The sequence below is a fragment of the Bacteroides sp. 11BF genome (assembly GCF_019633765.1).
Taxonomy (GTDB): domain Bacteria; phylum Bacteroidota; class Bacteroidia; order Bacteroidales; family Bacteroidaceae; genus Bacteroides; species Bacteroides hominis.
Genome location: NZ_JAFKPJ010000001.1, coordinates 42,006 through 54,254 on the forward strand (window position 1 = coordinate 42,006; position 12,249 = coordinate 54,254).

8 protein-coding genes are annotated in these 12,249 nt (G+C 43.7%); 7 read left to right on the plus strand and 1 reads right to left on the minus strand.

All coding sequences use genetic code 11. The annotated features are described in order from the left end of the window. Positions 1-22: 22 nt before the first annotated feature. Positions 23-2,038 carry a glycoside hydrolase family 97 protein gene (locus tag JZY04_RS00155; RefSeq protein ID WP_122143068.1) on the plus strand — a complete coding sequence of 672 codons (2,016 nt, stop codon included), beginning with the start codon at positions 23-25 and terminating at the stop codon, positions 2,036-2,038. On the opposite strand, the gene JZY04_RS00160 is transcribed toward JZY04_RS00155, so the two are convergent. Beyond that, positions 2,015-2,614 (minus strand): RNA polymerase sigma-70 factor, encoded by a 600-nt coding sequence (locus JZY04_RS00160; RefSeq protein ID WP_005776032.1) that lies wholly within the window; start codon positions 2,612-2,614, stop codon positions 2,015-2,017. The two genes, JZY04_RS00155 and JZY04_RS00160, sit on opposite strands and share 24 nt — an antisense overlap. 164 nt (positions 2,615-2,778) lie before the next feature. Between JZY04_RS00160 and JZY04_RS00165 the strand changes: the two genes are divergently transcribed. From JZY04_RS00165 to JZY04_RS00190, 6 genes are all read left to right on the plus strand, one after another. Continuing rightward, positions 2,779-3,789: a FecR family protein gene (locus JZY04_RS00165; RefSeq protein ID WP_122143021.1), complete on the plus strand. Its 1,011-nt coding sequence runs from the start codon at positions 2,779-2,781 to the stop codon at positions 3,787-3,789. 309 nt (positions 3,790-4,098) lie between these two features. After that, positions 4,099-7,404 carry a SusC/RagA family TonB-linked outer membrane protein gene (locus JZY04_RS00170; RefSeq protein WP_122143022.1) on the plus strand — a complete coding sequence of 1,102 codons (3,306 nt, stop codon included), beginning with the start codon at positions 4,099-4,101 and terminating at the stop codon, positions 7,402-7,404. Between the two features lie 12 nt (positions 7,405-7,416). Further along, positions 7,417-8,961: a SusD/RagB family nutrient-binding outer membrane lipoprotein gene (locus JZY04_RS00175; protein WP_005809684.1), complete on the plus strand. Its 1,545-nt coding sequence runs from the start codon at positions 7,417-7,419 to the stop codon at positions 8,959-8,961. Between the two features lie 26 nt (positions 8,962-8,987). Beyond that, positions 8,988-10,040: a glycoside hydrolase family 18 gene (locus JZY04_RS00180; protein ID WP_005818929.1), complete on the plus strand. Its 1,053-nt coding sequence runs from the start codon at positions 8,988-8,990 to the stop codon at positions 10,038-10,040. 17 nt (positions 10,041-10,057) lie between these two features. Continuing rightward, positions 10,058-11,194: a DUF1735 and LamG domain-containing protein gene (locus JZY04_RS00185; RefSeq protein ID WP_032540729.1), complete on the plus strand. Its 1,137-nt coding sequence runs from the start codon at positions 10,058-10,060 to the stop codon at positions 11,192-11,194. A 22-nt stretch (positions 11,195-11,216) separates the two neighbouring features. Beyond that, positions 11,217-12,230, plus strand: a complete 1,014-nt coding sequence (locus tag JZY04_RS00190) for a BT_3987 domain-containing protein (protein ID WP_122143023.1) — start codon at positions 11,217-11,219, stop codon at positions 12,228-12,230. Positions 12,231-12,249: the final 19 nt, after the last annotated feature.

The window sequence follows — 12,249 nt, forward strand, 5'->3', positions numbered from 1 at the left end:
CACATAAACAGATTACATGACCATGAAACAAAACTTGCATTTGTTATTTGTCGCTTTTATACTGATGAGTTTTTATAGTTGTACTCCGAAGACTGAGTTATCCTCTCCGGACGGACACATCAAGGTGGCTTTTGCAACAGAACCTGACGGAAAGATGGTTTATCGGGTGGCGGTCAATGATACTCTTTTGTTGGACAACTCATCGCTTGGTTTCGAGGCGAAAGACGGGATTGACCTTAATCAAGGATTTCGTGTCGTGAAAACTACGTTTACAGATAAAGATGAAACCTGGACCCAACCGTGGGGAGAGAATAAAACGAACAGGAATCATTATAATGAAATGGCGGTTTTCTTGAAGAACGATGCCAATATAGAGTTAACTCTTCGTTTTCGTGCATTTGATGACGGTATAGCTTTTCGTTATGAATATGAGGTGCCCGGCGTTGACTCTTTGCTCGTCACCGACGAATTGACTGCTTTCTGCTTTCACGAAGATGGAATTTCTTGGTCAATTCCGGTCAGCTTCGAAACCTATGAATTGTTGTATTCGGAACAGAAGATCAGTGAAGTGAAGAATGCCAATACTCCTTTCACTTTCAAAACTCCCGGTGGGATATATGGCAGCATTCATGAAGCTGCTCTTTATGATTTTCCGGAGATGACACTAAAGCAGGATGGAGGCCATGCTCTAAAGTCGGAACTTGCTTCCTGGCCCGATGGTATCAAGGCCCGTAAAGGGAATAATTTCATGACATCATGGCGTACCATTCAGATTGCTCCGGCAGCTGTCGGCCTGATTAATTCATCCTTGATTCTGAATTTGAATGAACCTTGTAAACTGGAAACTACCGACTGGATTAAACCGATTAAATATGTTGGCGTTTGGTGGGGAATGCATCTGGGGGTAGAAACCTGGAAGATGGATGACCGTCACGGAGCCACAACCGCTAATGCGAAAAAGTATATCGATTTTGCTCATGACAATAATATCGAAGGGGTATTATTCGAGGGGTGGAACGAAGGCTGGGAGAGCTGGGGTGGTATGCAGAATTTTGATTTTACCAAACCGTACGCTGATTTTGATATTGATGAAATAGCCCGTTATGCACGTGAGAAAAATGTTCAGATCATCGGACATCATGAAACCGGAGGAAATATTCCCAACTACGAACGCCAGATGGAAAAAGCGATCAAGTGGTATACCGAAAAAGGTATTCATATACTGAAAACCGGTTATGCGGGTGCTTTTCCCGACGGACATTCGCATCACGGACAATACGGAGTCAACCATTACCAAAAGGTAGTTGAAACGGCTGCTCGTTACCATATGACTTTGGATGCGCACGAGCCTATCAAAGATACGGGAATACGCCGTACCTGGCCCAATATGATGACTCGTGAAGGTGCCCGTGGGATGGAGTGGAATGCCTGGAGTGAGGGAAATCCTCCTTCCCATCACGAGATGCTACCGTTTACCCGTTTACTGGGTGGTCCGATGGATTATACTCCGGGTACTTTCGACATATTGTTTACACAGACGAAAGATTCTCCTAAACGTCAGAAGTGGAATGACCAGGATAAAGGCAATAGCCGTGTCAATACGACACTGGCCAAACAGTTGGCAAATTGGGTTATCTTATATTCCCCGTTACAGATGGCTTCTGATATGATCGAGCATTATGAAGGACATCCTGCTTTCCAGTTCTTTCGTGATTTCGATCCGGACTGTGATGAATCAAAAGCATTGGCCGGTGAGCCGGGAGAATTTGTAGTGATAGTGCGCAAGGCTAAACAGAATTATTTCCTGGGAGCTTCTACGAATGAGGAACCACGGACTTTACCGGTCAGCCTTGATTTTCTGGAAAAGGGGAAGACTTATAAAGCAATAGTCTATGCTGATGGCGAGCAGGCTGACTGGAAAACCAATCCGACCGAATATCAGATTACGGAACAGGAGGTGACGGCAAGAGACACAATAAATATCCGCATGGCCGCCGGTGGTGGGCAAGCCATCTCATTTATGCCCTTGCAGAAATAGAAACAGCATGATAAGAGGGAGGTAATCCTTCAATTCCGAACGCAATATTTTCAGGGCTTGCCCTATGCGATAATTGACAGTTTGCGGAGAGACGTTTAGTTTCTCCGCAATTTCTTTATGAGTCAGTTGTTGATTTCGGTTCATTTCATATGCCTGACGAAATTCTGCCGGTAGCTTTCTTAAAGCCTCTTCATACAACCTGAAAAGTTCGTTTTCCAGATAAAAGTCAGGTGAAGAAAATTCGCTTTCATATTTTTCGGCAATTTCCAGATGTACCTTACGCTTTATTTCGAAATGGGAGATTTTATTAAGTGCCTTGTTCTTGACAATAGTAAAAAGAAGAGTTTTTAAGGTTAGTTCCGGAATGAGGGTTTTTCTGTTTTCCCATAACCACATCATGGTGTCCTGCACGATTTCTTCCGATTCACTCAGTGTGACGTACTGAGAACAAAAGACGCATAGTCCGCGAAAGTAATGACGGTAAACATTGTCAAATACTTCTTCGCACCCTTCTCTCAAGGCTGATATAACGGCATTATTATCATTTATGTTTAGGTTAGTCAGAGTCTGTGCCATTCTTTTTTCATTGTTATTAGCGAACAAACGTAGCTAAATTTTCGGTACTGACAAAATGATTCTTCGAAGAAAAAAAGTTTGTGTTTTTATTTAGTAACTTTGCTTTCTGAAATGTATTATACATAACAACGTATGATATAGGTATAAAAGATTTGGTTAATACAATGGATGAAACAAAACTACTGAACTACTTGAAAGGAGAATCAGATGCTGAAGAGTGTCTGGAAGTAGAGACATGGTACCATGACTCTGCGGAACATAAAAAACAACTTGAACAACTATATTATATGCTTTTTGTCGGTGAGCGCAAAGCGGTGATGGATGCGGTGGACACCGAAAGTTCACTGAGCGCTTTGAAGGATCGGATGAAGCAGAAAGAGCCGGATAGAAAATCGGTGGGTAAAATGCGTGTTTCAAAATGGAAGCGTTATGCAGTACCTTTGGCTGCCTTTTTGTGCGGTTTACTGATTTCTACCGGAGCTTTGTATTGGATGTCTTCCGGTAAGTCTGCCGGATATGTTTTTGCTACGGAAGCCGGTCAACGGGCACGTGCTGTTTTGCCGGATGGCACGAAGGTGTGGTTGAATGCTTCAACGCAGCTTGTTTATAAACCTTCTTTCTGGAAGCGGGAAAGATTGGTTGATTTGAATGGTGAGGCTTATTTTGAGGTCTCTCATAATAAGCACAAACCCTTTGTTGTTAATAGTAAAGATGTCAGGACTTGTGTGCTCGGTACAAAATTCAATGTCCGGGCACGCTCGTCCGAAGCAAAGGTTGTGACGACTTTATTGAAAGGATTGGTGCAAGTGCAGCTGCCGGGACAGTCCAAAGAAGAAGGGATCTTACTGAAACCGGGACAAACGTTGAGTGTGGATACCCGTACGATGCAGTTGATGCTTACCGAAGCTGATCGTCCGGGTGATGTGTTGCTTTGGATTAACGGAAAACTGAAATTCGAACAAGCTACACTCGTGGAGATTGTGCAATGTCTGGAAAAGCATTTTGATGTACATTTCATTATTTCTGATGCACAGCTGAAAAAAGAACGTTTCACCTGTACTTTTAGTACGGATGATGATATCAGACAAATTCTTTCTATACTTGCTCTTACCAAACGTTTTGATTATAAATGTGAGGATAATAACATAATATTGACTCCCAAGGCGGGTAGATAGCGATTTATTATTATAACCTAAATCAGTAAAAGGGACTGTTTCCAATGTGGAATGGTTCCTTTTTTTTATTTCTCAATCTGTATTCTTATTCTTTTTTTATTCTTTTTTTGAAAAAAGTCGCTTCTTGATTTAGTATGCTTATAGGTTGAAATGTATTATTAGTAGAAAAGTGAATATAGTTAACCCTAAAATCTGTAACGATGAACAAGGACCCTTAATTAAAAACCAACCTTAATATGAATTAGCAGTTTTCTTTTGCTAAACCTTTCAATTTTTACCTAAAACATTTTCTAATTAAAAAAGAACAAGATGAAGAAATCAGTGAAACACAAGTTTCAGTACTTGCTATTTTTTCTATTGTCGATGCCTGCTTTTATTTTTGCTTCAGCGCAAGATATCCGGGTAAATATCGACTTCACTAAAGCCCCTTTAGGTAATGTCCTGGATGAAATCGGACATCAAACCTCATTATCTATCGTGTATAACACCAGGGATGTTAACCCCAATCAACCCGTTTCCGTTAAAGCTACTAATGAAAATATTACGTCTGTGATGAATCGTTTGCTTCGGGGGACGGGGATTTCCTATTCTATTATGAACAAACACCTCATTCTTTCAGCTAATGATAAGGATAAAGCTATTCAGCAGGAGAAAATCACGGTTACGGGAAATGTCTCGGACGCTAAAGGCGAACCATTGATCGGAGTAAGTATACTGGTGAAAGGAACATCCAACGGGACAATCACCGATATGAGCGGACACTTTTCAATACCGGCTGCCAAAGGAGATGTCATCGAGATATCCTATATCGGCTATGCTTCGCAGGCCATTACAGTGACAGACTCTAAGCCACTGAAAATTGTGATGCAAGAAGACACGGAAGTGCTTGACGAGGTTGTTGTAACGGCTTTAGGTATCAAGCGGGCACAAAAGGCATTGAGCTACAATGTGCAACAAGTGGGTGGCGATGCCATCAATACAGTGAAAGATGCTAATTTCATTAACTCTTTGCAGGGCAAAGTTGCCGGAGTAACGATTAACAATTCCGCCGGTGGTGTCGGTTCGGCCTCCAGGGTAGTGATGCGAGGTACTAAGTCTATAACAAAGGATAACAATGCCCTTTATGTAATCGACGGTATTCCAATGTTCAATGTCAGTTTTGGCAAGAGCGAAGGTTCCTTTGCTACTCAGAGTGGTTCGGACGGTGTGGCCGACCTTAATCCGGATGATATTGAAAGTATTAATATGCTGACCGGTCCTTCCGCAGCTGCTTTATACGGCAATGCGGCTGCCAATGGAGTTGTATTGATTAACACGAAAAAGGGATCTGCCGAGAAGACAACTCTGACAGTCAGCAATAATACCATGTTCTCTGATGCGTATATTATGCCGGAGATGCAAAACCGGTATGGAAATAATCCGGGAGAATTTGCAAGCTGGGGCAATAAAACCAGACAGAGTTATGATCCTGCCCGTTTCTTTAATACCGGAGTGAATGTAATTAATGCCATCTCTTTCTCGACCGGAACAAAGAAAAACCAGACTTATGCATCGGCTTCAACAACGAATGCAACCGGTATCCTGCCTAATAACAGTTATAGCCGTTACAACTTCTCAATCCGGAATACGGCTACTTTCCTGAAAGATAAACTGACTCTGGACATCGGTGCCAGTTACATCATCCAGAATGATAAAAATATAACGGCACAGGGACAATATTTCAATCCGTTGCCGGCATTATATCTGTTTCCTCGTAATGATAATTTTGAGGAGATCCGTATGTTCGAACGTTATAGCGAGAGCCGTGGGGTGAATGCGCAGTTCTGGCCTTATGGGCATCAGGGGCTGAGTTTGCAAAACCCGTACTGGATTATGAAACGCATGAACCGTAAAACAGAAAAGAAACGTTACATGATCAATGCAAGCCTGACTTATAAACTTACGGATTGGCTGAACGTTGCGGGCCGTGTTAAAGTAGATAATTCGGATATTCGTTTGACTCAGGAGCGTTATGCATCTACCCTGACTACTTTTGCGGGAGCCAATGGTTTCTACTCGGACCAGAACCGTACAGACCGTAATACATATGCTGATATTATGGTAAATATCGATAAGAGGATAGGGGATTTCTCGCTGAATGCCAATATCGGTGCATCTATTAAAGATTTGGTTTACGAACAAATGGGTAATGAAGGCGATCTGGCCGGTATACCCAATTTCTTTACAGTGAGAAATATTAATTATGAAAGTAATTATAAGCCCAAACAGTTCGGATATCATGATCAGTCCCAGGGAGTATTTGCGAATATAGAATTAGGTTGGCGCAGCATGGCATATCTGACCTTGACCGGACGGAACGACTGGGAGTCGCAGCTTGCCTTTACTAAACACTCCTCTTTCTTCTATCCTTCCATCGGCGGATCTGTCGTTCTGTCGGAGATGTTCCGGTTGCCCGAGTTCATCTCTTATGCGAAACTGCGTGGTTCATACAGTTCGGTGGCTTCGTCTTTCGAACGTTATTTATCGAATCCGGGCTTTGAGTTCAATGAACAATCCCATCAGTGGGGCTCTTCAACTACTTTGCCTGCCACTAATCTGAAGCCGGAAGACACACGTTCGTGGGAGGTGGGTTTAAATGCCAGATTATGGAACCACTTCAGTATAGATGCCACTTACTATCATTCGAATACGTATAACCAAACCTTTAACATCACCCTGGCGTCGTCGAGCGGTTATTCTTCGGCTATTGTACAGACAGGTAATATCCAGAATTATGGTTTGGAACTGGCATTGGGATATAATAATACATGGAGGGATTTCAGCTGGAACAGCAGCCTGACTTATACCATGAATCGTAATAAGGTGAAACGTCTGGCCAGTGGCGCGACGAATCCGATAACCGGTGAAATCATCGATATGCCGGAGTTGCGTATGGCTGTGTTGGGAGCCGACGGATATGGTCCCAGAGTCATCCTGAGAGAAGGTGGAACGATGGGGGACCTGTATGTAGATAAGGGGCTTCGTACGGATGGTAACGGAAATATCTGGGTAGATCCCCAGACAGGTAAAGTCGGAGTGCAGGACTATGCCGAACCTAAAAAAATAGGTACGATGAATCCTGATTTCAATATGGGATTCAGCAATACCTTCTCTTATAAAGGCGTCAGCCTGGGCGTGGTTCTGACCGCGCGTGTCGGTGGATTATGCGTGTCGAACACTCAGGGTATACTCGATTATTACGGTGTGTCCAAAGCTACAGCCGATGCACGTGATGCCGGTGGAGTGTGGATCAATAACGGATTCGTGGATGCCAAGTCTTATTTTCAGACCATCGGAGGCTCTACCGGAGGATTGGGACAATACTACACTTATAGTGCGACGAACGTACGCCTTTCCGAGTTGAACCTGAGTTATACATTACCTCGTAAGTGGTTTAACAATAAAGTGGGCATAACGGCAGGTATCGTAGGAAAGAATCTTTGGATGATTTATTGTAAAGCACCGTTCGATCCGGAAATGACCCCTTCTACTACCAGCAATTTCTATCAGGGGGTAGATTACTTTATGCAGCCGAGCACACGTAATATTGGCTTCAATGTTAAGTTTCAATTTTAAAACAAGTCTATTATGAAAAATAAAATATTAAATATGGCTTTGGCCGCAGCTATCACGCCACTCTTGTGTTGCTGTACCAGTAATTTTGAGGAATACAACACCAATCCGTACGAACCCCATTCACTTAATCCGCCCATGCTGTTTGCAACAATGATTACTACCGGAATCAATGTACAGCAGAATGACAATCAGATGATTGACCAGATGGTAGCGGGACCTTTTAGCGGCTATCTGACAATGGCTAACTCATGGGGTGGTTCTAACTTCAATACATTCAACCAGACGGAATCCTGGAATCAGATTCCTTTCAATACGCCTTTTGAGAAATTCTATTCCAACTACTTTAAATTGGAAACGGCAACCGGCGGAAAAGGTCACTATTGGGCAATGGCGAAGCTGCTTCGCGTAAATACAATGTTGCGTGTGACCGATTGTTACGGCCCCATTCCCTACAGTCAAGTGGCCAATGGCAAAACGGCTGTTGCATACGACAGTCAGGAAGATGTATATAAACACATGTTTGAAGATTTGGATTATGCAGTACAGATATTGGGCGAATTTGTAGACGAGGTCGGCGGATTGAAGCCGTTGGAGGGCTATGATCCGGTCTATAATGGAGATTATAATAAGTGGATGCGTTTTGCTAATTCGCTTAAATTGCGTCTGGCTGTCCGTATCAGCAATGTGGCGCCCGAACTTGCCCGTGCGAAAGCTGAGGAAGCGGTAAAGAGTGCCCGCGGACTGATAGATACGAATGATAATAATGCATATGTCGGTGTAGGTGCCGAACCCAATCCGCTGTGGCTGGTAGCCTCCAGTTGGGGCGAAATCCGTATCAATGCCACTATTGCCAGTTATATGAAAGGGTATTCCGATCCTCGTAGCGCAGTCTATTTCACGACATCCAAGTTGGGAGGCAATAGCCCGTATATGGGTATGCGTTCGGGATTGGAAGGAGTGAAGCCGGCCACTTATGCAGGATACTCTATGCCCAATTACGATCAGAAAGACGATATGTTGATGTTCTGTGCGGCTGAAACAGCCTTTTTGCGTGCTGAAGGTGCTCTGCGTGGTTGGGATATGGGAGGTAGTGCCCGTGACTTCTACGAACAAGGCGTTAAACTTTCATTCGACCAGCGGAAAGTGGGTGGAGCAGAAGAATATCTGGCAAATGCAGTGGCAGTGCCTGAACCTTTTGTCGACCCGACTAACCCGGTTAAATGCAATTATACACCGAAAACCAAGATAACGATTGCGTGGAATGAAGGTGCTCCTACAGAAGAAAAACTGGAGCGTATCATTACTCAGAAATGGATAGCCAATTTCCCTCTGGGCTTTGAAGGTTGGGCCGATTATCGGCGTACAGGTTATCCGGAAGTGTTTCCATCTGTCAGCAATTTGAGTAACGGAGTAATTGACACCAACCGGCAATTGCGGCGTTTGCCTTTCCCATTGTCCGAGAAGCAGGGAAATGCTGCCAATGTTTCGGTAGCCGTCTCAATGTTGGGTGGCCCGGATACTGGGGCTACCGACCTTTGGTGGGCTAAAAAGAATTGATGTTTAAGCTAAAAAGAGAAAAGAAAATGAAAAAGAGATATTTAAATATAGTGGTTTTTGCGTTGTTCGTCAGTATGCTTCTGGGTTGCAGTGACTGGACCAAACCCGAAGCAGAGGATTTTTTTGAAATGCCGGGAAATGACTACTACGAGAATCTGAGAGCTTATAAACGTTCGGAGCATTCGGTTGCGTTTGGCTGGTTTGGAGGCTGGACAGGTGTGGGAGCTTCGATGGTGGGGAGTCTGATGGGACTTCCCGATAGTGTGGACTTCGTTTCCATCTGGGGAAACTGGAAGAATCTGGATGAAGCCCGGATGCTGGATAAGAAAAAAGTGAAAGAACTGAAAGGTACGCGTGCATTGATGTGCTTTATCGTAGCTAATGTAGGCGATCAGTTGACTCCCGAAGAGTATAAAGAGAATTATAAAGAATATTGGGGGTGGAAAGATGGCGATCAGGAAGCTATCGACGGCGCGATCAGAAAATATGCAAATGCCATTTGTGACTCCATCGATAAGTATGGATATGATGGTTTCGATATCGATTATGAACCTAATTATGGGTCTCCCGGAAATTTGGCCAGCTATCCCGAAAATATGCTCACTTTCGTAAAGGCGTTAGGAGAGAGAATCGGACCCAAATCGGGCACGGGGCGACTGCTTGTGATCGATGGTGAGCCACAAAGCATTCATCCGGAAACCGGACCTTATTTTGATTACTTCATCGTGCAGGCATACTCCAACCTTGCGGGTAACTCCGATACTAATCTTGACAGGCGGCTGGCCGGTACAATTGCCAATTTTAAAGAGGTACTCACTCCCGAAAAAGTGGCTAATATGTACATCGTCACAGAAAATTTCGAATCCTATGCTCCGACAGGAGGAGGCGATTATGTAGATCGTTACGGAAATAAAATGCGGGCACTTGCCGGAATGGCACGCTGGACTCCGGTCATTGATGGTAAACAAGTTCGAAAGGGCGGAGTAGGGACGTACCATATGGAATATGATTATCCGGGCGACGTTGAATACAAATATTTGCGTGAGGCAATCAGAATTATGAATCCCGCTGTAAAATGACTTAAATGAATTTGATTATGAAAAGAATAACAATAAAATCTTATTTGCTTGCTTGTGTTGTTCTGCCGATGATTCTGGCTGGATGCGAAGATGCCGATTACCGTGTGATTGACAATGCTATTTATCTGAATGAAGCATCCGAGAATGGTTCGGCAAAGGTTACGGTTGATCCTGAAAATGTTACCACAACTACTTTGACCGTACGCATGGGGCAGCCTGTTGCCGGAGATGTAACTGCTGTTTTGACGATTGACCCCTCTATTCTTAAAGAGTACAATGAAGCCAATGAAACTTCGTACGAGGTTCTTCCTGAACAATATTTTTCTTATGATAAAGAGATAAAGATTCAGGCGGGTGATGTAAGTGCGGTACCATCAGAATTTAAGGTGAAACCTTATTCGAATGAAAACGGAGAACTCTATGCCATTCCGGTATCCCTCACCGAAATTCAAGGACCGGTGTCTACGATCGGGCTTTCGTCGAAGTTTATTATTTTACTGGACAAGCCGCTGATACAGTCCGTACCGTTTATGAATACGGCCAATGCTGTAAAACCGTCCAAAGAAGGTTTGTGGGGAGTGACAACCAACGAATGGTCGCTTGAAGCCTGGGTACAAATGGATGGCTTTGACATTAATAATCAGGCTATCTTCAATTCGGGTAGCAAAGACCATGAGGTATATATCCGTTTTGGTGACGCTATGATTCCTTATAATTCATTGCAGGTGAAAACGCTGGGAAGTCAGGTTAATACGGTGACTTTGTTTGAGAAAGACAAATGGTATCATCTGGCGTTCGTCTATAATTCTTCCGGATTGTTATCGATTTATATTAACGGGGTGCTTGATGTGACTTTACAAACGAAAGGAGGCCCGGTACGGTTCGACACGATGAACATGGTTTCAAGCGGCAGCTACTTCCGGAACAATTGCCAGATGGCTCAGGTACGTCTTTGGAAGACAGCGATCAGCCAGACACAAATTCAGTCTAACATGTATTTTGCCGTGAAACCCGCTGATCCGAATCTGATAGGCTACTGGAAAATGGACGAGGGCAAAGGAAATGCTTTTGCCGATTGTACCGGACACGGATACGACCTCACGGCAGGAGGGACTCTTGTATGGAAAGAGCATGTTCGTTTTGATAAACAATAACTATGTAAAAGAAGAATAAGATATGAATAGACATTTGAATTTTGTGACCTTAATCTGTTTGATAACGGGGTTTGTATCATTGGCTTCGTGTAGTAACGATGATAATGAAATGAACAAATATCAAAAAATATATATCAGAACGGGAGTAGCACCGGGGGCTGAAATGAGTGCTGTAGTAGTGGTAGATCGCGTAAGTAATTCATCTACCGCTGACCGTTCTGATTTTGAAATACAACTGTGTGCCGTACAACCCGTTTCACGGGAGGTCACCGCTACTTTAGGTATCGATACCCTGAAAGTAAATGCTTATAATTCGGCTAAGAAGACGAAATGTGAATTGTTGCCCGGAGATAATTATGACATTGAGAAAAAAGAGTCCACTCTGAAAACCGGACAGACTGTGGCCGAGTCTTCTTTCCGTGTGGTTTTGAAGAACATAGAGAAATTGAGTAACCCTGACGGATACGTACTCCCGGTGATGCTTAAAGAAGTTACCGGTATGGACGGACAGGCTGTAAGTACATCTATGAATACGGTCTATATCCGGATTTATGCCAGCATACTCTATACCGGCTATACGAAGCCTGCAGACTGGGCGGCAGTGGACCGCAGTGCATGGGATGTAAGTTGCAGTAATGCATACGCAAACGATGATGCCAGATATGGTGCACATCTGGCTATCGATGGTGAAGCAAATACATCTTGGTTTTCGTGGGGAGTAGCCAATGCTGAAGAGTGCTGGTGGAATACAGTATTGCCCCGGCCTGTTACTTTGGCAGGATTCTCGGTTACTAAACAGAGTGCTTACGGATCGTCATACAATCTGAAAAGTGCGGAGATCAAAGTCAGGAAAGACGGAGCGACAGAATGGGTGACTTATCAGAGGACTTTGACTTTCAGGAGCTTTAAAGGAAACGAGCCGCAGTATGCAGTCATCGAACCACCTATCGGGGATGTTAAAGAGTTCAGGATTAATTGTCTGAGCCCGGATAGCTATACCGGATTTGCGGAAATAAATTTATTTGTGAAGCAATAGAGGTGTTTAGATTGTAGAT

What these genes read in the sequence shown, in the direction of transcription:
- JZY04_RS00155 (WP_122143068.1), top strand. Translation starts at nt 23, where the DNA reads ATGAAACAAAACTTGCATTTGTTATTTGTCGCTTTTATACTGATGAGT.
- JZY04_RS00160 (WP_005776032.1), bottom strand. Translation starts at nt 2,614, where the DNA reads ATGGCACAGACTCTGACTAACCTAAACATAAATGATAATAATGCCGTT.
- JZY04_RS00165 (WP_122143021.1), top strand. Translation starts at nt 2,779, where the DNA reads ATGGATGAAACAAAACTACTGAACTACTTGAAAGGAGAATCAGATGCT.
- JZY04_RS00170 (WP_122143022.1), top strand. Translation starts at nt 4,099, where the DNA reads ATGAAGAAATCAGTGAAACACAAGTTTCAGTACTTGCTATTTTTTCTA.
- JZY04_RS00175 (WP_005809684.1), top strand. Translation starts at nt 7,417, where the DNA reads ATGAAAAATAAAATATTAAATATGGCTTTGGCCGCAGCTATCACGCCA.
- JZY04_RS00180 (WP_005818929.1), top strand. Translation starts at nt 8,988, where the DNA reads ATGAAAAAGAGATATTTAAATATAGTGGTTTTTGCGTTGTTCGTCAGT.
- JZY04_RS00185 (WP_032540729.1), top strand. Translation starts at nt 10,058, where the DNA reads ATGAAAAGAATAACAATAAAATCTTATTTGCTTGCTTGTGTTGTTCTG.
- JZY04_RS00190 (WP_122143023.1), top strand. Translation starts at nt 11,217, where the DNA reads ATGAATAGACATTTGAATTTTGTGACCTTAATCTGTTTGATAACGGGG.